Below are 26,876 nucleotides of genomic sequence, written 5' to 3' on the forward strand. Positions count from 1 at the left end.
TTGGAAGAAAATGTCTAGCTCACCCAATCTCTACTTGCTCATCGCGCTGGCTCCGCTGGCCGGGGCGATTCTCGCGGGCCTCTTCGGCACCGGGTTCCTGGGCCGTCCCATCGGCCGCCGTGCTTCGCACATGATCACCATCCTGGGCGTGCTCATCTCCACCATCGGTTCGGTGGTGGTGCTGAACGACGTGCTCAACGGCCTGCGCTTCGACGGCGCGGTCTACACCTGGAGCCTGATCGGCCAGACCAAGCTGGAAATCGGCTTCCTGATCGATCCCCTGTCGGCCATGATGATGGTCGTGGTGACTTCCGTGTCGCTGATGGTGCACATCTACACCATCGGCTACATGGCGGATGATCCGGGCTACCAGCGCTTCTTCTCGTACATCTCGCTGTTCACGTTCTCCATGCTCATGCTGGTGATGTCGAACAACATGGTGCAGCTGTTCTTCGGCTGGGAAGCGGTGGGCCTGGTGTCGTACCTGCTGATCGGCTTCTGGTACACCCGTCCCACGGCGATCTTCGCCAACATGAAGGCGTTCCTGATCAACCGCGTCGGCGACTTCGGCTTCGTGCTGGGCATCGGCCTGCTGTTCGCTTACGCCGGCACCATGCATTACGGCGAAGTCTTCGCCCAGGCCGACAAGCTGGCCACGCTGACGCTGCCCGGTTCCGACTGGATGCTGCTGACGGTCGCCTGCATCTGCCTGTTCATCGGCGCCATGGGCAAATCGGCCCAGGTTCCGCTGCACGCCTGGCTGCCTGACTCGATGGAAGGCCCGACCCCGATTTCCGCGCTGATCCACGCCGCCACCATGGTGACGGCCGGCATCTTCATGGTCGCGCGTTTCTCGCCGCTGTTCGAACTGTCCGACGTGGCGCTGTCCTTCATCATCGTGATCGGCGCCATCGGCGCGCTGTTCCTGGGCATCCTGGGCATCATCCAGAACGACATCAAGCGCGTGGTCGCGTATTCCACGCTGTCGCAGCTGGGCTACATGACGGTCGCGCTGGGCGCTTCGGCCTACTCGGTCGCGATCTTCCACCTGATGACGCACGCGTTCTTCAAGGCGCTGCTGTTCCTGGGTGCGGGCTCCGTCATCATCGGCATGCACCATGACCAGGACATCCGCAACATGGGCGGCCTGCGCAAGTACATGCCCATCACCTGGATCACCTTCCTGCTGGGCACGCTGGCCCTGGTCGGCACGCCGTTCTTCTCGGGCTTCTACTCGAAGGAACACATCATCGAGGCCGCCGGCGCCGCAAACGTCTGGGGCGCGAACTTCGCGTACTACTCGACCCTGATCGGCGTGTTCGTGACCTCGCTGTACTCGTTCCGCGTGTACTTCCTGGTCTTCCACGGCAAGGAACGTTTCGACACCAGCGACCACGGCCATGGTCATGGCCACGACGACCACGGCCATCATGGCGGCAAGCCGCATGAGTCGCCCTGGGTGGTCACGCTGCCGCTGGTGCTGCTGGCGATCCCGTCGGTCATCATCGGCGCCCTGGTGGTCGATCCGATGCTGTTCGGCAAGTTCTTCGACGGCGTCATCAAGGTCCTGCCGCAGCATCCCGCCATGCACGAGCTGCATGAAGAGTGGCACGGCTGGGTGGCCTTCGGCCTGCACGCCTTCCAGACGGTTCCGTTCTGGCTGGTCGTGGCTGGCGCGGTCATCGCCTGGTACTGCTACCTGATCAATCCCAAGGTTCCGGCCAAGATCCAGTCCAGCCTGTCCGGCATCAACAAGGTGCTCGAGAACAAGTACTACGTGGATTGGGTCAACGAGCAGATCATCGCCCGCGGCTTGCGCTGCCTGGGCCGTGGCCTGTGGCAGACCGGTGACCGCGGCATCATCGACGGCCTGCTGATCAACGGCAGCGCCCGTGTGGTGGGCTGGGTGGCAGCGGTCAGCCGTCACCTGCAGTCCGGCTTCATCTATCACTACGCGTTCGCGATGATCATCGGCATCATGGCGCTGGTGACTTTCTTTGTGCTGATTCCCCAATGATGGCAAGCGAGATGGCATCCAACACTTTCCCCTGGCTCACGCTTGCGATCTTTGTCCCGATCGTATTCGGCCTGCTGGTGCTGGCGGTGGGCCGTGACGACCGTCCCGGCCTGACGCGCGGCTTGTCGCTCGTCGGCTCAATCGCCGGTTTCCTCGTCACGATCCCGCTGTACACCGGTTTCGACTCCACCACGGCCAAGATGCAGTTTGTGGAGAAGACCTCCTGGATCGAGGCCTTCAACGTCAATTACCACCTGGGCATCGACGGCATCTCGATGTGGTTCGTGCTCCTGACCGCCTTCATCACCATCATCGTGGTGCTGGCCGGCTGGGAAGTCATCACCAGCCGCGTGTCCCAGTACATGGCCGCCTTCCTGATCCTGTCGGGTCTGATGGTGGGCGTGTTCTGCGCGCTGGACGGCATGCTGTTCTACGTGTTCTTCGAAGCCACACTGATCCCGATGTACATCATCATCGGCGTCTGGGGCGGCCCGAACCGCGTGTACGCGGCGTTCAAGTTCTTCCTGTACACGCTGATGGGCTCGCTGCTGACGCTGGTCGCCTTCGTGTACCTGTGGAACGTGTCGGGCGGCTCGTTCGACATTCTGACCTGGCAGCAGACCAAGCTGGGCTACACCCCGCAGATCCTGATCTTCGTGGCCCTGTTGGCGGCCTTTGCCGTCAAGGTGCCGATGTGGCCGGTCCACACGTGGTTGCCCGACGCTCACGTCGAAGCTCCCACCGGCGGCTCCATCGTTCTGGCCGCGATCATGCTGAAGCTGGGCGCCTACGGTTTCCTGCGCTTTTCGCTGCCGATCGCTCCCGACGCCTCGCACAGCCTGGCTGGCCTGATGATCACGCTGTCTTTGGTCGCCGTGATCTACATCGGCCTGGTCGCGATCGTCCAGGACGACATGAAGAAGCTGGTGGCCTATTCGTCCGTCGCCCACATGGGTTTCGTGACGCTGGGTTTCTTCATCTTCAACACGGCCGGCGTCGAAGGCGCCATCGTGCAGATGATCTCGCACGGCTTCGTGTCGGGCGCCATGTTCATGTGTATCGGCGTGCTCTATGACCGCATGCACTCGCGCCGCATCGCCGACTACGGCGGCGTGGTCAACGTCATGCCGCGTTTCGCCACCTTCTTCATCCTGTTCTCGATGGCCAACAGCGGCCTGCCGGCCACCAGCGGTTTCGTCGGCGAGTTCATGGTGATCATGGGCGCGGTCGAGCACAACTTCTGGATCGGCCTGCTGGCGGCGACCGCCCTGATTCTGGGCGCTTCGTATTCGCTGTGGATGGTCAAGCGTGTGGTCCTGGGCGACGTCGCCAACGACCACGTGCGCGAGCTGACCGATATCAACCGCCGCGAGTTTGTGATTCTTGGCGTGATGGCGATCGCCGTGTTGTACATGGGGATCTATCCCAAGCCCTTTACCGACGTGATGCACGTTTCGGTGGAGGCCCTGCTGCAACACGTTGCCGTCTCGAAACTGTAAGACAAGACAATGATGCAATCCCAAATCGATTTCGCCCTGGCGACACCGGAAATCCTCCTGCTGGTTTTCGGCCTGGCTATCCTGCTCGTCGACGCGGTCAGCAATCACCCCGAGCGCAAGCCGACGTTTCTGCTGACCATGCTTGCATTGGGCGTGCTGACCGTCGTGTCGGCCCTGCAATGGAAGAACGGCGTTGTTGGTTCGACCTTCAACGGCCTGTACGTTACCGACGAACTGTCGCATCTGCTCAAGATCGCGTCCTACATCGCCGTGGCCGCGACCCTGGTCTATGGCCGCGTCTACGCGCAATTGCGCGACATGATGCGCGGCGGCGAACTCTACGTCCTGACGCTGTTCGCCCTGCTGGGCCAGATGGTCATGATCTCCTCCGGAAACCTGATCTCCATCTACCTGGGCCTGGAGCTGATGTCGCTGGCGCTGTACGCGCTGATCGCGCTGCGCCGCGACAACGTCGTCGCCACCGAAGCCGCCATGAAGTACTTCGTGCTGGGCGCGCTGGCCTCGGGCTTCCTGCTGTACGGCATGTCCATGATCTACGGCGCCACCGGCCACCTGGATCTGGCCGAAGTGTCCAAGGTCATCGCCGCGGGCAAGGCCGAGAAGCTGGCCCTGGTGTTCGGCATCGTGTTCCTGGTGTCGGGCCTGGCGTTCAAGCTCGGCGCCGTGCCGTTCCACATGTGGGTTCCGGACGTCTACCAAGGTTCGCCCACCGCCGTCACCCTGATCCTGGGCGGCGCGCCCAAGCTGGCTGCATTCGCCATCACGCTGCGCCTGCTGATCGATGGCCTGCACGGCCTGGCCGCCGACTGGCAGCCGATGCTGATGATCCTGGCGGTGCTGTCGCTGGCCATCGGTAACCTGACGGCCATCGCGCAGACCAACTTCAAGCGCATGCTGGCCTACTCGACCATCTCGCACATGGGCTTCGTGCTGCTGGGCCTGATGTCCGGTTCGGTCGCGGGCAAGCCGGAACTGTCGTCGGCCGCCTACGGCGCCTCGCTGTTCTACATGCTGACCTACGTGCTGACCACGCTGGCGAGCTTCGGCATCGTGCTGCTGCTGTCGCGCCAAGGTTTCGAGTGCGAACACATCGACGACCTGAAGGGCCTGAACCGCCGCAGCCCCTGGCATGCCGCCATCGTGCTGCTGCTGATGTTCTCGCTGGCCGGCATTCCGCCGTTGGTGGGCTTCTACGCCAAGCTGGCCGTGCTGCAGGCGCTGGTCAGCGCCGGCCACGTGACGCTGGCCGTGATCGCGGTGCTGTTCTCGCTGATCGGCGCGTTCTACTACCTGCGCGTGGTCAAGGTCGTTTACTTCGACGAGCCGGCCGCCGATGCCGCGCCGATGGTCGCCACCTGCGGCCAGCGCGGCGTGCTGTCGGTCAACGGCGCACTGATCCTGATCCTGGGCATCCTGCCGGGCGGCCTGATGGCCCTGTGCGTGCAGGCCATCCGCAGCTCGCTCAGCCTGTAAGCGGAAAACGGGGCCATGAACCAGACTCTGGCGGTATGGCTGCTGATCGCGCTGGCCCTGGTCAGCGCGAATCTCCCGTTCCTGACGGAGCGGGTTTTCGCCGTCATGCCCTGGAAGCAGGGCGGAGTGGCGGCAGTCAAGCCGTTCTGGATGCGCCTGATCGAAGTGTTGGTGTTCTACGCCATCGTCGGCGCGCTCGGTTTCGCGTTCGAATCCACGCTGGGCAACCGGTTTTCCCAGACCTGGGAGTTCTACGCGATCACCCTGAGCCTGTATCTGGTGCTGGCTTATCCGGGGTTCGTGTACCGTTATCTGTTCAAACGGCACCCGCGCCTGCGCACCTGAAGGCAGCTTGGTTCATGCATGAAAAACGCCCCGCGGGGCGTTTTTTTTGCGCAATGAGGGAATGTCCTCTCTTATGCGCTTTGGCTTCCCAGAGGCCCTTCCGGGCGTCTCCATGGGCATTCCGCAGCGTGAGAGCCTGTGGGGGCGCGAGGCTGAACCCACTAGCCGCACCGCGCGAAAGTTCGGTATTGACCCTATAAGTATTGAGTGTTGTTTTTTTTCATTTTATGTGAGCGTAAAGCTATTTTTCAGGTTCCGTTCAGCCCTCGAGTTCACAATCGCAACCGGTAAAAAAACAAGAATCGTTGCTATTTACATTCGGAGAAGCTGGTTTGAAGCCCCAAGATACGTATTCGCTGAATACGCTCACTACCTCCCTGGCCGCCGCGATAGCGGCCCCCGCGTTGTTCATCAGCCCGTACGCCGCCGCCCAATCCGCGGATTCGGGCGTGACGCAACTTGCGCCCGTGCGCGTGGAGGGTGAGGGGTCGTCGTACCAGACCTCCACGGCGCAGTCGCCGAAGTTCACGGCGCCTCTGCTGGACACCCCGCGCACGGTGCAGGTCGTGCCGAAGCAGGTGATCCAGGACCAGGCCGCGTCCACGCTGCAGGACGTCCTGCGCAACTCGCCCGGCATCACGTTTGGCGCAGGCGAAGGCGGCCGCCCGGGCGGCGACCTGCCCATCATCCGTGGCCAGAACTCCGCCGGCAGCATCTTCCTGGACGGCATCCGCGATTCCAGCACGCAGGTGCGTGACACCTTCAACCTGGAACAGGTCGAAGTCATCAAGGGGCCGGACTCGGTCTACTCGGGCCGGGGCGGCGCGGGCGGCAGCATCAACATGGTCAGCAAGACGCCCAAGGCCACCGACTTCACGGAAGCCACGGCGCAGATCGGCACGGACAACAACTACCGCGCGACGATCGACAGCAACTGGCGCCTGGCCGACAAGGCCGCGTTCCGCTTGAACGTCATGGGCAACAAGGGCGATGCGCCGGGTCGCGACGACGCGGTGGACTTCGAGCGCTGGGGCGTGGCGCCCTCGCTGACCTTGGGCGTGGGCACGCCGACCCGCATCACGCTGAGCTACTACCACTACCAAGACGACAGCATGCCGGATTACTCCATCCCGTATGACCCGAAAACGGGTCAGCCGGTGACGGAGACCATGGGCGTGAGCCGCAAGAGCTTCTATGGCCTGAAGGGCCGCGATTTCATGAAGACCCGCGACGACGTTGCGACGGTGGACTTCCAGCACGACTTCTCCGACAAGCTGCAGCTGCGCAACGTGACACGCTACGGCCGCGGCACGACCGACTTTGCTGCGACCAACCCCGACGACAGCAAGGGCAACATTCCGAATGGCCTGGTGTACCGGGCGCTCAAGTCGGGCTATTACGTCACCAAGAGCTTCGCCAACCAGACCAACCTGACGGGCGAGTTCGATACCGGCAGCCTGAAGCACTCGTTCGACCTGGGCTTCGAGTACAGCAATATCAAGCAAGACAAGGACGGCTACACCGAGTCGGGCGTTCCCGCCGGCACCAGCGGTTGCGTGACTGGCACGGCCAATGGCAAGAACACCTACGCCAACCCGGCGCTGTGCGCTTCGCTGTGGGATCCGGACCCGGGTACTTACTACCCTGGCCATCTGCAGCGCAACAACAATCCCGCGCGCTACAACACGGATACGGTCGCGCTCTACGGCTTCGACACGATCAAGTTCAACGAACAATGGCAGGCCAGCCTGGGCTTGCGCTGGGACAACTACCGCACCAGCGGCAGCAACATCGCCAAGGGCCGTAACGACCCGGCAAGCACCCCGGCGTTCTACAGCACCAGCCGCGAGGACAATCTCTTCAACTACCAGATTGGCTTGGCCTACAAGCCGGCGCCCAACGGCACCATCTACGCGACGTATGGCACTTCGTCCACGCCGTCGGCCATCGCCTCCAGCGCGATCAGCGACGCCGTGTCGGTCTCGAACCAGTCGCTCGAGCCTGAGAAGAGCCGTACGGTGGAACTCGGCACGAAGTGGCAGGTGTTCGATGACCGCCTGACGCTGTCGGCGGCGGCCTTCCAGGACATCCGCAAGAACACCAGCGTGGCCGTTTCGGCCACCGAGACCGCACAGGTCGGCGAAGCCAAGGTGCGCGGCATCGAACTGGGCTTCTCGGGCAGCATCACGCCCAAGTGGAACGTGTTCGGCGGCTACACCTTCATGGACAGCGAAATGACCAAGGGCGCCTACAACAGCGGCGCCGTGGGCCAGGACCTGCCCAATACCCCGCGCAATGCCTTCAGCCTGTGGACCACCTACAAGGTGTTGCCCAAGCTGACGGTCGGCGGCGGCGCCTACTACGTGGACAAGGTATACGGCAATTCGGACGCGACCAAGAACGCCGACGGCTCGCCCAAGGCGCGCTGGGTGCCTTCCTACTGGCGCTTCGACGCCATGGCCGCGTATGAATTCAACGACCACATGTCGGCGCAGTTGAACGTGCTGAACATTTTCGACGAAACGTACTACACCAAGGCCTATGCGGCGCACTATGCGGCGCTGGGTACTGGCCGGGCTGCGCTGCTTTCGCTGCGCGTGCGGTACTGATACGCCGCTGCAATGAAAAAGCCACCGCGAGGTGGCTTTTTTCATGCTTGGCCGCCGGCTGCGAGCACAGGCGCCGGGCGTGGCGCGATCAGCTCTCGAACCAGTTCAGCACCCCGTCCAGCCCCGACACATTCAGCGCATAACGCGTCTGCTGACGCACCAGCGGCTTGGCGTGGTACGCGACGGGGAAGCCGGCGATGCCCAGCATCTTCAGATCATTGGCGCCGTCGCCCATGGCGATGATCTGCTCCTGGGAGGCGCCGTGCTGGCGGGCGAACTCGCGCAGGTGGGCTTCCTTGGCGTCGGCATCGAGGATGTCGCCCAAGACCTTGCCGGTCAGCACGCCATTGGCGATTTCCAGGGTGTTGGCGTGCGCGCTGTCGAGGTTCAGGCGCTGGCGCAGGCGTTCGGTGAAGAAAGTGAAACCGCCAGAGACCAGCAGCACCTTGATGCCGGCCGCCTGGGCCGTGGTGATCAGGCGTTCGGCGCCGGGGTTCAGACGCAGCTTGTCCGCATAGACCTGTTCCAGCGCATCGGCCGGCACGCCTTCGAGCAGGGCGACGCGGCGGCGCAGGCTTTCGGAAAAGTCCTTGATCTCGCCGCGCATCGCGGCCTCGGTGATTTCGGAGACCTTGTCCTTCAAGCCCGCCACGCCGGCGATCTCGTCGATGCACTCGATGTTGATCAGCGTGGAGTCCATGTCCATGGCCAGCACCTTGCACCCGGACAGCTTCAGGCCTGCGGGCAGGAAGGCGGTGTCGACGCCATGGCGTTCTGCCCAGCCCACGACGTCGGCGCGGGTCGAGTCGTCGTGCTGCACGTCGAGCAGGCGGGCGGCAGTGGCGCTGATGCGCGCGACGCCTTGCGCCTGGGCCAGGGCCGCCAACTGTTCAGCATGTTCCACGGTCAGGCCGGGGGATTGGACGACAAGGTGATGGGTGGTCATAGAAATCAGTGTGGTTTGACGGTTACTTCAAGGCGCGCAGCACGGCGCGCACGGCATCGGCGCGGGCAGGAATCTGCGCGGCCTTGATCTCAACCCGCAATTTATCCTGTCCCGCCAGTTTGATGTGGCGCTGGCGTTGCACCAGTTCGATGATCTTGCCGGGATCGACCGAGGTCTTGGGGCCGAACTGCAGCAGCGCCTGGGTTTCGCTGGCGTCGATCTTGACGATGCCCAGGGGCTGGGCGGCCAGGCGCAGGCGGTGCGTGGCGAGCAGCGTCTGCGCGGCCTCGGGCAGCTTGCCGAAACGGTCGATCAGTTCTTCCTGGATGTGGATCAGATCGTCTTCGTCCGCAGCGTGCGCCAGGCGCTTGTAGATGCCCAGGCGGGCATGGACGTCGGCGCAATAGTCGGACGGCAGCAGCGCCGGGGCGTGCAGATTGACTTCGCAGGCCAGGTTGAAGGGCGCGTCCAGGTCGGGCTCTTCACCGGCGCGCAGCGCGCGCACCGCTTCGTTGAGCATCTCGTTGTACATCGAGAAACCGACTTCCTGGATGTTGCCGGACTGCGAATCGCCCAGCACTTCGCCCGTGCCGCGGATCTCCAGATCGTGCATGGCCAGGTAGAAGCCCGAGCCCAGCTCTTCCATGGCCTGGATGGCTTCCAGGCGCTTCTTGGCGTTGTTGGTGATGGCGTCTTCGCCGGGCGTCAGCAGGTAGGCGTAGGCCTGATGATGCGAGCGCCCGACGCGGCCGCGCAACTGGTGCAACTGGGCCAGCCCGAAGCGGTCGGCCCGGTGGATCACGATGGTGTTGGCGCTGGGCACGTCGATGCCGGTTTCGATGATGGTGGTGCACAACAGCACGTTGTAACGCTGCTGGTAGAAGCCCTTCATCACCTGTTCCAGCTCGCGCTCGGGCATCTGGCCGTGGGCCACGGCGATGCGGGCTTCGGGCACCAGTTCTTCCAGGCGGGCACGGCGGTTGTGGATGGTCTCGACTTCGTTGTGCAGGAAGTAGCACTGGCCGCCGCGCTTGAGTTCGCGCAAGAGCGCTTCGCGCAGGGTGCTGCCGTCCTCGCGCCGCACGAAGGTCTTGATGGCCAGGCGCTTTTGCGGCGCGGTGGCGATGACGGAGAAGTCGCGTATGCCTTCCAGCGACATGCCCAGCGTGCGCGGAATGGGCGTGGCGGTCAGCGTCAGCACGTCGACCTCGGCGCGCAGCGCCTTCAAAGCTTCCTTCTGGCGCACGCCGAAGCGGTGCTCTTCGTCGATGATGACCAGGCCAAGGCGCTTGAACTTCACGTCCTTGGACAGGATCTTGTGGGTGCCGATGACGATGTCCACGCGGCCGTCGTTGATGCCTTCGATGGCGGCGGAGACTTCCTTGGCCGAACGGAAGCGCGACAGCTCCACGACCTTCACAGGCCAGTCGGCGAAGCGGTCAGAGAAGGTCTGTGCATGCTGTTCGGCCAGCAGCGTGGTGGGGCAGAGCAGGGCGACCTGCTTGCCATTGGCCACGGCCAGGAAGGCGGCGCGCAGCGCGACCTCGGTCTTGCCGAAGCCCACGTCGCCGCAGACCAGACGGTCCATGGGGCGGCCGGAGGTCATGTCAGCGATGACGGCTTCGATGGCGGCGGCCTGGTCGGCCGTTTCCTCGAAGCCGAAGCCCTCGGCGAAGGCCTGGTAGTCGTTGAGCGGCAGGTTGAAGGCGTAGCCTTCGCGTGCGGCGCGCTGGGCGTACAGGGCCAGCAGTTCGGCGGCAGTGTCGCGGACCTGCCGGGCGGCCTTGCGGCGCGCCTTGTCCCATTGGCCGGAGCCCAATTGATGCAACGGCGCGGCCTCCGGATCGGCGCCGCTGTAGCGGGCGATCACGTGCAGCTGCGACACCGGCACGTAAAGCGTGCTGCCGTTGGCGTATTCCAGATGGAGGAACTCCATCCCGCCTTCGCCCATGTCCATGTTGACCAGGCCGTGGTAGCGGCCGATGCCATGCTGCGCATGGACCACTGGGTCGCCCGCGCGCAGCTCGGACAGGTCGCGCACCATGGCTTCGACGTTGCTGGCGCGTTCCTGGTCGCGCTTGCCGCGGCGGCCGGTGGTGGCCAGGCCCGGGTACAGGTCGTTTTCGGTGAGGAAGGCCAGATTGGCCTGGGGCAGCCCGAAGCCGGTGGACAGCGGTGCGGCGACGATGCCGAAATGGGCGTCCGAAGCGAGGAAGGCTTCGATGGTGTCGGGCTGCGCGTCAGGCGTGACGCCGAACTCGTTGAGCATCTGCACCAGGGTCTCGCGCCGGCCGGCGGAGTCGGCGCACAGCAGCACGCGCGTCTGGCCGGCCTGCACCAGCGCGCGCAGCTTGGCGATGGGATCTTCAGAACGCCGCGCCACGCTCACGTCGGGCGCCGCCCGGAAGTCCGGATGCGGCTGGCCGGCAGTCAGCGACAGCCGGCGGAAATCCTTCAGCCGTGCGTAGAGCGTCTCGTTGTCCAGAAACAGTTCGGAGGGCGGCAGCACCGGCCGTTCGCGGTCGCTCTTTAGGAAGCCGTAGCGGCTGGAGGTGTCCTGGTTGAAGCGCTGGATGGCGTCGTCGATGTCGCCCACGGTGACGGTGACCGTGCCTTCCGTCAGGTAGTCGAATAGCGTCGCCGTTTCCTCGAAGAAGAGCGGCAGGTAGTACTCGACGCCAGCGAACGGAATGCCGTTGCCGATGTCCTTGTAGGGCAGCGCGCGCGAGGGGTCGCCCTCGAAGACTTCACGGAAGCGCGCCCGGAAGCGGTTGCGCGCGTCTTCGTCCATAGGGAATTCGCGGCCGGGCAGCAGCTGCACTTCACGCACCGGGTACAGGCTGCGTTGCGTGTCCACGTCGAAGCTGCGGATGGTCTCGATCTCGTCGTCGAACAGGTCCAGGCGGTAGGGCACCACCGAGCCCATCGGGAACAGGTCGATCAGGCCGCCGCGCAGGCAGAATTCGCCGGGCGCCGTTACCTGGGTGACGTGGTTGTAGTTGGCCAGGGTCAGCTGGGCGCGCAGCGCGGCTTCGTTGAGCTTGTCCTTCTGCTTGAAGGAAAAGGTGTAGGCCGCCAGGAAAGAGGGCGGCGCCAGCCGGTACAACGCCGTGGTGACCGGCACCGTCAGCACGTCCACCGACTTGGTCATCAGCGAGTGCAGCGTGTGCAGGCGTTCCGAAATCAGGTCCTGGTGCGGCGAGAAGGCGTCGTAGGGCAGCGTTTCCCAGTCGGGCAGCTGGCGCACACGCAGGTCCGGTGCGAACAGCTGGATTTCCTCGGCCAGGCGCTGGGCCTCGACCGGCTCGGCGGTCAGGATGACCAGCGGCGCCGAGGCCTGCCGCGCCAGGTCCGCCAGCAGCCAGGCGTCGCCGGACCCTGGGGGGCGCGGCTGCGCATAGCGCGCGCCGGCCTTCAGCGCGGACAGGGTGGGGGCCGTAGCAGGGACGGGAGGCGCGAAGGTGGCGGGGGCGGAGGGGGCTGGCATCAGGCTGGGAGCAGGCATCAAGCGGAAGATTATAAAATCACCGCACCATGTCTGCCTCCCTCATTGCAATCGTGCCCGCTGCGGGCGTAGGGGCCCGCGCCAGCCGGCCCGGGCATGAAACCGTGCCCAAGCAGTACCGTCCGCTGTCCGGACAGCCCATGCTGCGCCATGCGGTATGCGCGCTGCTGGCCGATGAACGCATCTCGCAGGTGCGGGTGGCCGTGACGCCTGGAGACGGCTGGGTCGATGCCGCGCTGGCCGGCCTGCCGCGCACGGTGTGGCGCGCCTGCGGCGGCGCGACCCGCGCGGATACCGTGGCGGGCGCGCTGGCCGACAGCGGCGTGGCCGACGATACCTGGGTGCTGGTGCATGACGCCGCGCGCCCCGGGCTGCCGGCGGCGGCGCTGGGCCGCCTGATCGACGCCTGCCTGGCGGATCCCGTGGGCGGCCTGTTGGCGCTGCCCGTGGCCGACACCGTCAAGGCCGGCCACGAGCGTGTGGAGCGCACGCTGGACCGCAATGGCCTGTGGCTGGCGCAGACCCCGCAGATGTTCCGGGCCGGCGTGCTGCGCGATGCGCTGACGGCGGCCTCGGTGAGCGGCGCAGCCGTCACCGACGAGGCCTCGGCCATCGAGGCGGCGGGCTATGCGCCGCTGCTGGTGCCCGGCGCCATGCGCAATTTCAAGGTGACGTGGCCGGACGATTTTGAACTGATGGAAAAATGGCTATGAGTATTCCTTTTCGCGTCGGCCAGGGGTTCGACGTGCACGCGCTGGTCGAGGGCCGCCCGCTGATCATCGGCGGCGTCACGATTCCCCACACGCATGGCTTGCTGGGGCATTCGGACGCGGACGTGCTGCTGCACGCCATTACCGACGCGCTGCTGGGCGCCGCCGGCCTGGGCGACATCGGCCGCCACTTTCCGGATACCGACCCGGCCTTCAAGGGCGCCGACAGCCGCGTGCTGCTGCGCGAGGCCATGGCGCGCGTGCGCGCCGCGGGCTGGACGCCGGTGAACATCGATGCCACGCTGCACGCGCAGGCGCCCAAGATCGGTCCGCACGCGCCGGCCATGGTGAAGAACATCGCCGCGGATACCGGGCTGGCCGAGACCGAGGTCAACATCAAGGCCAAGACCAACGAAGGCCTGGGGTACCTGGGCCGCAAGGAAGGCATCGCGGCGACGGTGGTGGCGCTATTGGGGCGGATTTCCTAGCCCGCCGCGGGGCCCGCGGGCAAGGGGCTTTCGCATATTCTCCGCAATTCATTTGGTTTTGATACATCTTTAACAAATGAATAAGCGGGTCGGATTGATCTGGCATATTCTGCGCTACTTCATTTCGACTACTGAGACATTCGGATGCATTTACGTGGCATCGCCCTGGCTTCCATCTTCAGCGCGGTAAGCCTGCCCGCGCATGCGCAGTACGAGCAGCAGCTCGGCCCGCTGGCCGGCGCGGTCAAGCAGCAGATGCTTGAGGGCTGGACCGCCGGCGTGCAGGATGGATGGTTCACCCTGCACAACGCGAACAAGGCCGACAGCGAACAGACGCTGTACATGAATGTCGGGCCGGCGCCGGAATCGGGCCGGGTGACCGACGTCAATGTGGTCGTCAAGTCGCCGAATCCGAAAGCGTCCATCGGCGTGGCGCTGAGCAACCGCGCCAACAAGAGCCTGTGCCTGCTCGAACTCACGGCCGATAAGAATACGCTGCTGTTCTGTCTGCAGGGGAAGGATCGCCGCGACATCGCTGCGCTGCCCAACGTAGCGAAGCTGGACGGTACCGACCGCATCAGAGTGGTCGAGCTGCCCGGCGCGGCCCGTTTCATCGTCAACGGCCAGCAGATCGGCGATGTCAGCAATGAGCCCGCCACGGGCGCCGAGCTGGGAATCATGGCCTACGACGTAGGCACCTTCGGCGTTGCCGATTTCAAGATCACGATGACCGGCGGCCAATCCGCCGCGGCGCCGGCGGCCGGCACCTTGCCCGCGCGCGGCGGCAACGCAGGCGGGGGCACGGCGCAAAAGCCCCAGGCGCAGGCTCCGGCCGCTGGACAGGGTGGCGGTGACTACAACCCTGCCTTGCCGGGGGAAGGCCCCTATCCGCGCTTTGGCGGCGACACCATGCGCATTGTGTCGGTGTACATCGGCATCATGCGCAGCATCTTCATGCACGAGTTCGGGCACGCCCTGATCGGCGAGCTGGAGCTGCCCTCGACGGGGGCGGAAGAGGACGCGGTCGACATCTATTCGGCGCTGCAGATCGTCGAGCCGACCATGTATCCGTCGGACAACAAGGAAGTGAACACCATGGCGCAGGACGCGGCAAAGTACGCGGCCTTGCAGTGGTACTACAGCGGCAAGGTGGCCGAGCGCAGGGGGGCCGACGCCTCCTCGGCCTGGCAAGACGAGCACACTGGCGACCTGAAGCGTTTTCGCAACATGCTCTGCATCATGTACGGCGGCAACCCCGCCGTGTTCGAGTCCATTGCCAAACACGTCGGGCTGGAGGACCGGACCCGGGCGCGTTGCGCGGATGAATTCAACAAGCAGAACCGCGCCTGGAACAAGATCCTGGCGCCTCACACGCGCGTGGGCACCTGGACGCCCGAAGGCCAGCAGCCGGCGAATGCGCCCGGCGCGCCGGTGAAGGTGGTGTTCCAGCCGTCCAAGCGCAAGATCGGCAACTTGTTTGCGAACAATCTGTCCGAAGCGATCTCGAACAACATCAAGCTGCTGGGCGAACGCTACGTGCTGCCGCGCCCGGTCAACGTGGTGTTCAAGGACTGCGGCCAGCTCAATGCCTGGTACAGCCCGCGCGAAGGCTCGATCACCATGTGCTATGAGCTGATCGAAAACATCGCGGTGATGATTTCCGACATCGAGATGGGCACCGTGGGCGGCGAGGTCGCTCAGGCAGGGGCGGCTCCGGGCTCGGCTGGGCCGCGGCAGCAGCCGGCGCAGCCGGGGCAGGGCCTGCCCGCCAGCGCCATCGACGAGCTGAAGGACTTTGGCGTGCCGGCCACGACCATGCTGTTCACCGCGCCGTACAAGGGGCCGACGCCCAACAAGATCTACCGGGCCCAGGTGATCACGACCGCCGACCTGGTCGGGATGATCAAGAAAGACAAGAATCTCCTCATCGTCGATACCAGCGGGCTGCGCGACACGGTGCCTATCGGCTATCCGCTGACCGATGCGGGTTCGGACGGCAGCGTTACGGATCACCTGCAGCAAGGCTTCGACGCCTGGCTGTTGAAGAACAACGGTGGCGATCGCAAGGCGCCCGTCGTGGTCTTGGGCGCCGGCATGAACGATCGTTCCGCCTACAACGCGGCGCTGCGCGCCGGCACACTGGGCTGGACCGTGTACTGGTACCGCGGCGGCGTCGAGGCGTGGGTCGCGAACGGCCTGCCCACGACGTCGAGCATGCCGAAGAAATAAACGGTCGGCGACGTAAATAAAAAGCCCGCCTGCGGTTACGCAGGCGGGCTTTTTTTTGCCGGACGGAGGCTTACTTGCCTTGGGCAGCCAGCGCCAGGGCGGCAGCGTTGACCACGGCGGCGATGCGGCCGGCATCGCGCAGCTGCTCGGTCGACAGGCCGTCATTCTTCAGGTTTTCGTAGTGCGAGGCCACGCAGAAGTGGCACTTGCCGATGATGGAGGCCACCAGGGCGAACAGCTCGAAGCGCTTCTTTTCCACGCCGCCGTGGGTGGCGTAGGCGTTCATGCGCAACTGGGCCGGCAGGCTCTTCAATTGGGCGTCGCCAGTCATTTCGACGTACGGATACCAGGTGTTGTTCATGCCCATGAGGGCCGAGGCCGTCAGCGCGGCGTTGGCGTCGCCTTCGGACAGGCCGCTCTTGAAGGCTTCGACCAGCACCGGGCTGCGCGCGGCGTAGGCGGCGGACAGCGCGGCGCCGACGGCATCTTCAGGAGCCAGCGTCGAGCGGGCGATCACGGCGTCCAGATTCAGGCGGATATCCTTGGCCCAATCCGGCAGTTGTTCCTTAATGGTCGTAAGAAATTCCATAGCTTTTACCTATAATCTAGAGCAGTTAAAGCCCAGCGCAGGACCCGCAATCGGGTCCCGGGCCGGGCTGGAAATTACAGCGTGGCGCCGCCAACCGTACGGTTGCACGGGCACAGCTCGTCGGTTTGCAGACCGTCGAGCAGACGCAGAACTTCTTCCGGGTTACGGCCGACGTTCAGGTTGTTCACCGAAACGTGCTGGATCGTGTTGTCCGGATCAACGATGAACGTGGCGCGCAGGGCAACGCCAGCGCCCTTTTCACGCACGCCCAGCTGGTCGATCAGAGCGCCGGTGGTGTCGCCGAACTGGTAGTGACCCAGCTTGTTGAGGTCCGGGTGCTCACGGCGCCATGCCAGCTTGACGAATTCGTTGTCGCTCGAGCCGCCCAGCAGGACGGCGTCGCGGTCTTCGAAATCCTTGGCCAGCTTGTTGAAGCCGACGATTTCGGTCGGGCAAACAAACGTGAAGTCTTTCGGGTAGAAGTAGATGACCTTCCACTTGCCGGGGAACGAGCTTTCGGTGATGTCTTCAAACGCCGACACGCCGTTTTCTTCGTGCTGGTTGAAGCCGGGCTTGACGCCGGTGACCTTGAAGGGTTCGAGTTTGTCGCCAACAGTTTTCATGTTTACTCCCAGTTGTTGGTGGAATTAAGGCTGCGCCTCAAACCTTAATTCTACGCTATGGATTCTCGTTGTCTAATTGATAATTCCTAAACTTTGCTTTGGGCAACTCTATCCTTGCGGTCAGGCCGCCGCCCTCGCGCGGCAGCATGCGCAACGAGCCGCCGACATGCTTGAGCAGGCGTTCGACGATGGCCAGGCCCAGCCCCGCGCCGCTGACGCCAGTGCGCGCGGCTTCGCCGCGCGAGAACGGCCGCAACAGGCGGTCGACATCTTCCGGCGCGATGCCGGGACCGCGGTCGGACACCTCGATCACGATCATGGAGCCTTCAGCTTGCAGTGTCATGACGAGATGCGCCATGCCATCGGCCGAACGGCCGTAGCGGCGGGCGTTCTCGATCAGGTTGCTGACGATGCGCTTGAGGTCGAGCGCCGTGATGCGGGCGCGCAGGCCCGGCTCCAGCGTGGCGTCCAGCTCCCCGCCCAGGGATGCGGTATGGCTGCGTTCGCGTTCGTAGAGCTCGGCCAGCACCGCGGAGATGTCCGTGGCCAGCTGCGGCAACGTGCCGGCGGGACGCGCGTACTCCATCAACTGGCCGATACTGTGGTCGATCTGGCCCAGGTCTTCGTCGATGGCCTGGCGGGCGTCCTCGGATACGCCGCTCAACTCGATCTCCAGCCGCATGCGCGCAAGCGGCGTGCGCAGGTCGTGCGAGATACCCGCCAGCATCAGCTCGCGGTCGGCCTCCGCCTGTCTGAGGTCCTTGGCCATGCGGTTGAACGAGGCGTTCAGGTCGCGGATTTCCAGTGGTCCCTGCTCGGGCAGGGCGGCGGGGGTTTCGCCCCGCGACAGCACCTGGGCGGCCCGGGCCAGCCGCGACAGCGGCCGGTTGACGAAGCCCACGCTGACTGCGGCGCCCACCAGCGACAGCAATAGCGCCGTGGCGCCCCAGCCCAGCCATTCGATCCCGCCCGTCAGGCCGATCTGCTCGCGCTCGAACACCAGCCAATACAGGTCTTTTTCTATCTGGAAGCTGACCCAGAAGCCGGGCACCTGGTTGACGCCCCAGGCAATCTGCGTTTCCGGGCCGAAGCGCGTGCGGATGTGCTGGGCAACGCGTTGCCAGTAATCGTCGTCGGGGAGGGCTTCGGCGAAGTCGGTGACTTCGCGCGGATAGACCTGGATGCCTTCGTTGGTGGCCAGATCCAGCAGCAGCTTGCTGCGCTCGTCGTTATGCGAGTAGATCAGCGCGGTGCGCGTGATATTGACGGCCGTGATCACCCGCTGCGCCATTTGATTGGCGCGCGGTCCCAGCTCCATGCTGAAGAATACTTGTAGCCACGCGCCCAGGCTGACGAGCATCAGCGCGGCGAGCAACAGGAACGTGCGGCCGAACAAGCCGAGCCGCAAACGTGATGTCAGGTTCCTGAAGGTTCTGCGCAAGCGGGGCACGAGGCTGCGCTCCTGCCCGGGGCGGGCGAGTCGGTCAGCTACCACCGTCCGGCACAAACACGTATCCGAGACCCCAGACGGTCTGGATGAATACGGGCTTGGACGGATTCGGTTCGATCAGCTTGCGCAGGCGCGAGATCTGCACGTCCAGGCTGCGATCGAAGGCTTCGTATTCGCGGCCGCGCGCCAGTTCCATGAGCTTGTCGCGCGACAGCGGGATCTTGGGGTGGCGTGCGAACACCTTCAGCACCGAGAATTCGCCGGTGGTGATGGGCACCTGTTCGCCGTTGCGCGTGAGCGTGCGGGTGGACAGGTTCAGCGTGTAGGGGCCGAAGGCGATGGACTCGTTTTCCTGGCTGGGGGCGCCGGGATGTTCCTCGGTGCCGCGGCGGCGCAGGATCGCGTTGATACGCGCCAGCAGTTCCCGGGGGTTGAACGGCTTGGACAGGTAGTCGTCCGCGCCCATTTCCAGGCCGACGATGCGGTCGATTTCTTCCGCCTTGGCCGTCAGCATGATGATGGGGGTATTGTCGTGACCACCGCGCAGCCGGCGACAGATGGACAGGCCATCTTCTCCAGGCAGCATCAGATCCAGCACGAGCAGGTCGAAATGCTCGCGTTGCCAGAGTTTGCCCATCTCTTTGGCGTCTTCGGCAACGAAAACGTTGAATCCCTGCTCGGATAAGTACCGACGCAGCAAATCGCGCAAGCGCGGATCGTCGTCGACGACGAGGATTTTTCGGGTGGGGGTGGTGTTTTGCGTATTCATGGCCGGAAATGTAACAGTGGCAAGAACCAGCGGCTAGTGGGCGTTCACAAGATATTACACATTGCGAACCATGGTTGAAATCCCCCTCGCATCCCCCTGATAACCGGGGGCGGAGTCGCGGTATTTCGTACAATCTGCATCTATGGAACTAAACCTGCTGGCTTTGGAAACTTCTTCGTCCCGTTGCGGCGTGGCCCTGTTGCGGGCGGCCGATGGCCGCCTGGAGGTCAGCGTCAGGGAACACGAGGGTTCCCAGGAGCACGCGGAACGGCTCTTGCCCATGGCCAACGAACTGCTGGCGGCGTCCGGACTGGCGCCAGCCGCCTTGCACGCCGTGGCTTTCGGCCAGGGGCCGGGCGGATTTACCGGCCTGCGGGTGGCCTGCGGAGTGGCGCAAGGCATGGGCCTCGGCCTGGGCATCCCCGTACTTCCCATTGTCTCTCATCAGGCGGTCGCCGCACAGGTGGAGGCCTCGCCGGCGGACGCGATCGTGGTGGCGCTGGACGCCCGCATGAATGAGGTCTATCTGGCCGTCTACCGCCAGACGGACGTTTCAGATGGCGAAATCTCTTGGGAAGTCCTGCAGGCGCCGTTGCTGATCGCGGCGGCTGAAGTGGTGCCATGGACCGCCCATCACCTGCCGGCATGGTCGGCGCGCGCGGGCCGGCCGCTGGAACCGGTATTGGCCGGCGATGCCTGGGACGCCTACGCGTCCGAAATGGAATATCCCGGCGCCTGGCGCCGCGCCGACGCCAGGCGTCCGGAAGCGGCCAGCGTTGCCCGTTTGGGCCGGCAGGGCTGGCTGCGGGGCGAAGCCGTGGCGCCCGAGTTGGCCGCGCCGCTGTACGTGCGCGACAAGGTGGCGTTCACCACTGCCGAGCGCATGCGGGGCGAGGGCGGCAATCCGAAAGCCCAGCCTTCGCTGGTTCCCGCGGTGCCTCAACCGATGACCGACGCCGACCTGGACGAGGTCGTGGCGTTGGAAGCGCACGTGCAGGCCTTTCCCTGGACCCGTGGCAATTTCGCGGACGCCCTGGCGGCAGGCTACGGCGCCTGGGCGCTGAGGCGCGAGGGCAAGCTGGCGGGGTTCTGCGTGCTCATGTTCGCGCCCGACGTGGCGCACCTGCTGGTGATCGCGGTAGCCAAGCCGCTGCACCGCCAGGGCCTGGGCGGCGTGCTGCTGGACTGGTGCGAGCAGCAGGCGCGTGAGCGCGGCATGGAGGGCGTGCTGCTGGAAGTGCGCCCGTCCAACGAGTCGGCCGTCAGCTTCTACAAACGGCACGGGTATCTGCAGATCGGCGTGCGCCGGGGCTATTACCCGGCCGAGAAAGGCGGCAGGGAAGATGCCCTGGTCATGCAGAAGCGCTTTGCGGCGGATGGAGCGGCGGCATGAGCCAGCCCAACATAGCGCCGCCGCCGGCCGCGCCCCGGGTCAATCCGCTGCAGCGCATCTGGCTGCGCGAGATCGGCATGGAGCGGCTGTGGCTGCGTCCAGCCCCTGCGCCCGGCAAACCGGCGGCCGAGGCGCAAGCCCTTGTTTCCAAGCCGGTTTTGCCGGCTGCGGCCCAGGATCCCGTCGCCGAGGCGCCGCTTGCGCCGCAGCCTGTCGCTCCGGTCGCGGCGGTCCCGGCGGTCCCGGCGCGCGAGGCATCACCCGCCGCCGCGGCGGCTCCTGCGGAACCCGCTCCCGGCCGCCCCGGCATACCGACGTCGATCCTGAACCGCAAAGGCCCGCCGCCGCCGCCGGCTCCCAAGGCCGAGGCCGAGGCGGCGCCTCCGCCGCCCGTGCCTGTGGCAGAAGCGATCCGGAATTCCACTCTGGAAGAAATGCACGACCAGGTCGTGGCCTGTTCCGCCTGCGGCCTGTGCAAGGGCCGCCGCAACGCGGTGTTCGGCCACGGCGGCCAACCTACGCGCTGGCTGGTGGTGGGCGAGGCGCCTGGCGAGCAAGAGGACCGGCAGGGGCAGCCCTTCGTGGGCCGCTCGGGCCAGTTGCTGGACGCCATGCTGTCGTCGGTGTCCATGAGCCGCGAGCGCGATGTGTTCATCACCAACGTCATCAAGTGCCGGCCGCCCGGCAATCGCAATCCCAAGCCTGAGGAAATCGCGGCTTGCAGTCCGTACCTGATGCGCCAGATTGCGCTGCTCAAGCCGGAGCGGATCCTGGTGCTGGGTCGTTTCGCGGCTCAGACGCTGCTGGGCACGGACGCCACGATCGGCAGCCTGCGCGGCCGCGTTCACCAGTTGAAGACGGATGAAGGGCGGGAGATTCCGGTAATCGTCAGCTACCACCCCGCCTATCTGTTGCGCAGTCCCAGCGAGAAGGCGCGCGCCTGGCAGGACCTGCGCCTGGCCGTGGCGCAATTGGCCTGAGCCTGGCTCCGCTATCTTTGGGCAAACAAAAACCGGGCGCAAGCCCGGTTTTTCATTGCAGCGGAATCGCGCGCCTAGTGCGTGGAGTCCAGCGCGCGCCCATGGCCTTCCTGGCCGATCTGGTCGTGCAGTTCCGGGTTGGCCTGCAGGTTGCGCTTGCTCCAGCGCATGAAGACCACCATCAGCACGGCGACAACGGTGCCGAAGATCACGATGATGATGTTGATGGGCAGCTGCAGCCACAGCAGCAGCGTGTACATGGCGACCATCAGCAGGATGTTGAGCTGTTCGTTGAAGTTCTGCACGGCGATGGAGTGGCCGGCCGACAGCAGCACGTGGCCGCGGTGCTGCAGCAGCGCGTTCATCGGCACCACGAAGAAACCGGCCAGGCCGCCCGTGATCAGCAGCAGCAGGTAGACGCTCCAGGGCGAGTAGACCAGCGGCATCAGCAGCACGACTAGGCCCATGGCGGCGCCGACCGGCAACACGGCCAGCGCGCGGCGCAGCGGAATGCGGCCGGCCAGGATGGAGCCGACGACGGTGCCCAGCGCGGCCACGCCCATCAGCATCGAGGCCTTGTCCAGCTGGTATCCGAGATGGCTGCGGCCCCATTCGATGACGATCAACTGCAGCGTGGCGCCCGCGCCCCAGAACAGGGTGGTGACGGCCAGCGAGATCTGGCCCAGCTTGTCTTTCCAGAGCACACAGACATAGCCCCAGAAGGTGCGGATGAGCCGTACCGGGTTCTTTTGTTGCGGCGGGTAGCGCACGTGGGTGTGCGGAATCAGCAGGTTGCACAGCGCCGCCAGCAGGTACACGAAGGCGATGACCAGGATCGCGGCTTCGGCCGGGGTGTGGACCAGCTTGCCGATGAAGGAATGGCTGAGCAGGGCGGTGGAAACCGAGGACGAGATCAGCAGGCCGCCCAGCACCGTACCCAGGATGATGGAGAAGACCGTCAGGCCCTCGATCCAGCTGTTGCCCTTGACCAGCATGGCCGGGGGCAGCATTTCCGTGACGATGCCGTACTTGGCGGGAGAGTAGGCCGCGGCGCCGATGCCGACGATGCCGTAGGCCGCGCAGACCAGGTAGGTCTGGTATTCGGGGGCGACGCCGATGCTGGCATACGAGAACATCAGCATGCAGCCGGTCACTTTCAGGGCATTGGTGGAGAACATCACGCGGCCCTTGGGGAAGGAGTCCGCCAGTGCCCCGACAAAGGCGGCCAGCACGACATAAGCCAGCGCAAACGACCACTTCATCATGGGCGCCATCCAGTCCGGCCCATGCAGTTCCTGTATCAAGGCGATGGCTGCGATGAACAGCGCGTTGTCCGCCAATGACGAGAAGGCCTGCGCGGCCATGACCAGATAGAAACCACGTTTCAAGAATGTCCCCGTTCTCAGGCCTGGCCCCGGCCAGTCCGCGTGAAAATTTATGTGTCGTGCAAAAAAGTGTCAGGGAGTATAGCCGGACCCCAGACGGCGGCCATTGAGCGTTTGCCCGCGGATTGACCGCCGGCAAGCCTCAGGGACAACACGCCTTGACCCTTGCTGACGTTTGGGGACAGACTGCCTGCGGTATCATACGACCCATATGTGCGCCGGCCCTCCAGGGGCCGGTTTGCAATCTGTGCGGCAGGTCCGTTAACGCCTTTCGTTCAACCCACCCCGTCGTCATCGTACTGTGCGTCTTACTCAGCTAAAACTCGCCGGCTTCAAGTCCTTCGTCGATCCCACCGTGATTCCCGTGCCCAGCCAACTGGTGGGCGTGGTGGGTCCCAATGGCTGCGGAAAATCGAACATCATTGACGCCGTGCGCTGGGTGCTGGGCGAGGCCAAGGCCTCGGAACTGCGCGGCGAGTCCATGCAGGACGTCATTTTCAACGGCTCCGGCAACCGCAAGCCCGCGGCGCGGGCCTCGGTGGAAATGGTGTTCGACAACAGCGAGGGGCGCGCCGCCGGCCAGTGGAGCACCTACGCGGAAATCGCCGTGCGCCGGGTGCTGACCCGCGATGGCACCAGCAGCTACTTCGTCAACAACCAGCAGGTCCGCCGCCGCGACATCCACGACATCTTCCTGGGCACCGGCCTGGGTGCTCGCGGCTACGCCATCATTGGCCAGGGCATGATCAACCGCCTGATCGAGGCGCGCCCCGAAGAACTGCGGGTGTTCCTGGAAGAGGCGGCAGGGGTGTCGCGCTACAAGGAACGGCGTCGCGAGACCGAGAATCGCCTGTCCGACACGCGCGAAAACCTGACCCGCGTCGAAGACATCCTGCGCGAACTCAACAATCAGCTGGAAAAGCTGGAAGCGCAGGCCGAAGTGGCCACGCGCTACCGCGAACTCCAGGCTGACGGCGAAAAGAAGCAGCATGCGCTGTGGTTCCTGAAGGAAACCGGCGCGCGCGAAGAGCGCGCCAAGAAAGCCCAGGAGATGGCCCAGGCCCAGAATGAACTGGAAGCCGCCATCGCCGGCCTGCGGGCGGGCGAAGCTGCGCTGGAATCCCGCCGCCAGGCCCACTACGCCGCCAGCGACGCCGTGCACACCGCCCAGGGCGGGCTGTACGAAGCCAATGCGCAGGTCAGCCGCCTGGAAGCCGAAATCCGTCACGTGGTGGATTCCCGCAACCGCCTGCAGGCGCGTCGCGATCAGCTGCAGCAGCAGATCGGCGAGTGGACCGCCCAGCGCGAGCATTGCACCGAACAGATCGCCCAGGCCGAGGAAGACCTGGCCGCCGGCGCCGCCCGCACCGAAGAGGCGCGCGCCAAGGCCGAGGACGCCCAGGCCGCGCTGCCGGCCGTGGAGCAGCGTGTGCGCGAAGCCGCCTCGGGGCGCGACGAGATGCGCGCCGCGCTGGCCCGCGTCGAGCAGAATCTTGCCCTGGTGGCCCAGTCGCAGCGCGACGCGGACCGCCAGATGCAGGCCCTGGACCAGCGCCGCGAGCGCCTGCAACAGGAACTGCGCGAACTGCATAGTCCCGATCCGGTGCGCCTGGAGCAACTGGCTGGCGACCGAGCCGCCGGCGAAGACCAGCTCGAGGAAGCCCAGGAAGAGCTGGCCACCCTGGAAGGCCGCGTGCCCGAAGCGGACGCCGAGCGCAGCCGCGCCCAGGCCGCCGCCCAGACCGACGTGCAGAACCTGGCGCGCCTGGAAGCCCGCCTGTCGGCCCTCGTGAAGCTGCAGGAAGACGTGCAGAAGCAGGGGGCGCTGGAACCCTGGCTGGCCAAGCATGAACTGGCCGGGTTGTCGCGCCTGTGGCAGAAGCTGCACATCGAACCCGGCTGGGAAACCGCCCTGGAAGCCGCCCTGCGCGAGCGCATGGCTTCCATGGAAGTGCGCAACCTGGATTGGGCCCGCGCCTTCGCCGAAGATGCGCCGCCGGCCCGGCTGGCTTTCTACCAGTTGCCCGCCGCGGCGCCGACGCCCGCCGCGCCCGCCGGCCTGACGTCGCTCGCCAGCCTGCTGCGCATCACCGATCCCGACCTGCGCACGCTGCTGAATGAGTGGCTGGGCGGCATCTACACGGCTACCGACGTGACCCAGGCGCTGGCCATGCGCGCCAGCCTGCCCGCGGGCGGCGCCTGCGTGGTCAAGGCCGGCCATCTGGTCGACGCCCACAGCGTGCGTTTCTACGCGCCGGATTCCGAGCAGGCCGGCCTGTTGGCGCGCCAGCAGGAAATCGAGAACCTGCAACGCGAGATCAAGGCCCAGCAACTGATCGCCGACCAGGCGCGCGCCGCGGTCGCCCGCGCCGAAGCCGCCTGGCAGCAAGTGTCTCAGGCCATCGCCCCGGCGCGCCAGCGCGTGGCCGAGGTCACGCGCCGGGTGCACGACATCCAACTGGAACACTCGCGCCTGCAGCAGCAGGCCGAACAGTCCGGCGAGCGCGCCTCGCGTCTGCGCCAGGACCTGGAAGAGATCAAGGTCCAGGAAGAAGACCTGCGCGCCACCCGCGAAGAGGCGGAAGCCCGCTTCGAGGCGCTGGACGAAGAGCTGGCCGAACACCAATCCCGTTTCGCCGACGCCGAGATCGACGGTGAAACCCTGGCGGCGCAGGCCGAAGCAGCCCGCGCCGGCCTGCGCGAACTGGAACGCGCCGCCCAGGAAGCTGAATTCGCCGAGCGCGGCATCCAGGTGCGTATCACCGATCTGCAGCGCAACCAGCAATTGGCGGCCGACCAAAGCCAGCGCGGCAGCGTCGAGCTGGAACAGCTGCTGGTGGACCTGGCCGAGCTGGACGCCTCGGCGTCCCAGGCTGGCTTGCAGGACGCCCTGGAAGCGCGCGCCGAGCGCGAGGAAGCGCTGTCGCGCGCCCGCCAGGAACTGGAAAATCTGGCGGCCCTGCTGCGCGGCGCGGACGAAGACCGCCTGCAGCAGGAGCAGACGCTGGAGCCGCGGCGCGCTCGCATCATGGAACTGCAGCTGCAGGAACAGGCCGCGCGCCTGGCTGAAGAGCAGTTCACCGAACAGCTGAACGCGCGCGAGGTCGACCGCGAGGCGCTGGCCCAGGATCTGGCCAATCAGCCCGACGAATGGCGCCGTGCCAGCTGGCTGCAGTCCGAAGTCAGCCGCATTTCACGCCAGATCGAAGCCCTGGGCTCGGTCAACCTGGCGGCGCTGGACGAATTGAATACCTCGCGCGAGCGCAAGGGCTTCCTCGATTCGCAGCATCAGGACCTGATGACCGCCATCGAGACCCTCGAGGACGCCATCCGCAAGATCGACCGCGAAACCCGCGAGCTGCTGCAAGAGACCTTCAACGTCGTCAACGGCCACTTCGGCGAGCTGTTCCCCAAGCTGTTCGGCGGCGGCGAGGCCAAGCTGACCATGACGGGCGAGGAAATCCTCGATGCGGGCGTGCAGGTCATGGCTCAGCCTCCAGGCAAGCGCAACAGCACCATCCACCTGCTGTCCGGCGGCGAAAAGGCCCTGACCGCGACCGCCCTGGTGTTCGCGCTGTTCAAGCTCAACCCCGCGCCGTTCTGCCTGCTGGACGAGGTGGACGCGCCGCTGGACGACGCCAACACCGAACGCTATGCGAACCTGGTCGCCAACATGAGCGAGCAGACCCAGTTCCTGTTCATCTCGCACAACAAGATCGCGATGCAGATGGCCAAGCAACTGATCGGTGTAACCATGCAAGAGCAAGGGGTTTCGCGTATCGTTGCGGTAGACATAGACTCGGCCGTCCAGATGATGGCCTCCGAAGCGGCATAAACCCAATATT

General features: G+C 65.3%; 18 protein-coding genes. 11 read left to right on the forward strand and 7 right to left on the reverse strand.

Going from position 1 to position 26,876, the window contains the following annotated elements:
• Positions 1-10 precede the first annotated feature (10 nt).
• From nuoL to HV793_RS21840, 5 genes are all read left to right on the forward strand, one after another.
• Positions 11-2,017: an NADH-quinone oxidoreductase subunit L gene (gene nuoL / locus HV793_RS21820; protein WP_175213930.1), complete on the forward strand. Its 2,007-nt coding sequence runs from the start codon at positions 11-13 to the stop codon at positions 2,015-2,017.
• A complete protein-coding gene (locus HV793_RS21825; protein WP_054450494.1) occupies positions 2,014-3,516 on the forward strand; it encodes an NADH-quinone oxidoreductase subunit M in 1,503 nt (500 codons plus the stop codon). Before nuoL ends, HV793_RS21825 begins: the two co-directional genes overlap by 4 nt.
• Positions 3,517-3,525: 9 nt before the next feature.
• A complete protein-coding gene (nuoN, locus tag HV793_RS21830; RefSeq protein WP_175213931.1) occupies positions 3,526-5,010 on the forward strand; it encodes an NADH-quinone oxidoreductase subunit NuoN in 1,485 nt (494 codons plus the stop codon).
• Positions 5,011-5,025: 15 nt separating this feature from the next.
• On the forward strand, positions 5,026-5,355 hold the full coding sequence (locus HV793_RS21835; protein ID WP_054450498.1) for a DUF2818 family protein: 330 nt from the start codon (positions 5,026-5,028) through the stop codon (positions 5,353-5,355).
• A 332-nt stretch (positions 5,356-5,687) separates the two neighbouring features.
• Entirely contained in the window at positions 5,688-7,964 is a 2,277-nt protein-coding gene (locus tag HV793_RS21840; protein ID WP_054450500.1) for a TonB-dependent receptor, read from the forward strand.
• An 88-nt stretch (positions 7,965-8,052) separates the two neighbouring features.
• Here the strand turns inward: HV793_RS21840 and serB are convergent, their stop codons facing one another.
• Positions 8,053-8,910, reverse strand: coding sequence for a phosphoserine phosphatase SerB (gene serB, locus HV793_RS21845; protein WP_175213932.1), 858 nt, complete (start codon positions 8,908-8,910; stop codon positions 8,053-8,055).
• Between the two features lie 22 nt (positions 8,911-8,932).
• The gene (mfd, locus tag HV793_RS21850; RefSeq protein ID WP_175159647.1) at positions 8,933-12,415 is read right to left on the reverse strand and encodes a transcription-repair coupling factor; all 3,483 of its coding nucleotides are present in this window, start codon (positions 12,413-12,415) and stop codon (positions 8,933-8,935) included.
• A 29-nt stretch (positions 12,416-12,444) separates the two neighbouring features.
• On the opposite strand from mfd, the gene ispD reads away from it, so the two are divergent.
• The 3 genes from ispD (at position 12,445) to HV793_RS21865 (ending at position 15,842) form a co-directional block, all read left to right on the forward strand.
• Positions 12,445-13,128, forward strand: a complete 684-nt coding sequence (gene ispD, locus HV793_RS21855; protein WP_175213933.1) for a 2-C-methyl-D-erythritol 4-phosphate cytidylyltransferase — start codon at positions 12,445-12,447, stop codon at positions 13,126-13,128.
• Complete coding sequence (gene ispF, locus HV793_RS21860; protein ID WP_054450511.1) at positions 13,125-13,613, forward strand: 2-C-methyl-D-erythritol 2,4-cyclodiphosphate synthase; 489 nt, start codon at positions 13,125-13,127, stop codon at positions 13,611-13,613. The genes ispD and ispF overlap by 4 nt, the downstream gene beginning before the upstream one ends.
• A gap of 144 nt (positions 13,614-13,757) precedes the next feature.
• Positions 13,758-15,842: a DUF4344 domain-containing metallopeptidase gene (locus HV793_RS21865; RefSeq protein WP_175213934.1), complete on the forward strand. Its 2,085-nt coding sequence runs from the start codon at positions 13,758-13,760 to the stop codon at positions 15,840-15,842.
• Positions 15,843-15,912: 70 nt separating this feature from the next.
• Here the strand turns inward: HV793_RS21865 and HV793_RS21870 are convergent, their stop codons facing one another.
• The 4 genes from HV793_RS21870 to risA form a co-directional block, all read right to left on the reverse strand.
• Positions 15,913-16,431 carry a carboxymuconolactone decarboxylase family protein gene (locus HV793_RS21870; protein ID WP_042796792.1) on the reverse strand — a complete coding sequence of 173 codons (519 nt, stop codon included), beginning with the start codon at positions 16,429-16,431 and terminating at the stop codon, positions 15,913-15,915.
• 74 nt (positions 16,432-16,505) lie between these two features.
• Positions 16,506-17,054: a peroxiredoxin gene (locus HV793_RS21875; RefSeq protein ID WP_006389231.1), complete on the reverse strand. Its 549-nt coding sequence runs from the start codon at positions 17,052-17,054 to the stop codon at positions 16,506-16,508.
• Positions 17,055-17,109: 55 nt separating this feature from the next.
• On the reverse strand, positions 17,110-18,504 hold the full coding sequence (gene risS / locus HV793_RS21880) for a sensor histidine kinase RisS (RefSeq protein ID WP_059374934.1): 1,395 nt from the start codon (positions 18,502-18,504) through the stop codon (positions 17,110-17,112).
• A gap of 34 nt (positions 18,505-18,538) precedes the next feature.
• Positions 18,539-19,273, reverse strand: coding sequence for a response regulator transcription factor RisA (gene risA / locus HV793_RS21885; protein ID WP_013392162.1), 735 nt, complete (start codon positions 19,271-19,273; stop codon positions 18,539-18,541).
• A gap of 142 nt (positions 19,274-19,415) precedes the next feature.
• Between risA and tsaB the strand changes: the two genes are divergently transcribed.
• Complete coding sequence (gene tsaB, locus HV793_RS21890) at positions 19,416-20,666, forward strand: tRNA (adenosine(37)-N6)-threonylcarbamoyltransferase complex dimerization subunit type 1 TsaB (protein ID WP_175213935.1); 1,251 nt, start codon at positions 19,416-19,418, stop codon at positions 20,664-20,666.
• A complete protein-coding gene (locus HV793_RS21895; protein ID WP_175164314.1) occupies positions 20,663-21,646 on the forward strand; it encodes a uracil-DNA glycosylase in 984 nt (327 codons plus the stop codon). Before tsaB ends, HV793_RS21895 begins: the two co-directional genes overlap by 4 nt.
• 74 nt (positions 21,647-21,720) lie before the next feature.
• Here the strand turns inward: HV793_RS21895 and lplT are convergent, their stop codons facing one another.
• The gene (gene lplT, locus HV793_RS21900) at positions 21,721-23,034 is read right to left on the reverse strand and encodes a lysophospholipid transporter LplT (protein WP_054450519.1); all 1,314 of its coding nucleotides are present in this window, start codon (positions 23,032-23,034) and stop codon (positions 21,721-21,723) included.
• 298 nt (positions 23,035-23,332) lie between these two features.
• On the opposite strand from lplT, the gene smc reads away from it, so the two are divergent.
• A complete protein-coding gene (gene smc, locus HV793_RS21905; RefSeq protein WP_054450521.1) occupies positions 23,333-26,866 on the forward strand; it encodes a chromosome segregation protein SMC in 3,534 nt (1,177 codons plus the stop codon).
• Positions 26,867-26,876: the final 10 nt, after the last annotated feature.

The organism is Achromobacter aegrifaciens, from assembly GCF_902859965.1.
GTDB lineage: Bacteria > Pseudomonadota > Gammaproteobacteria > Burkholderiales > Burkholderiaceae_B > Achromobacter > Achromobacter aegrifaciens.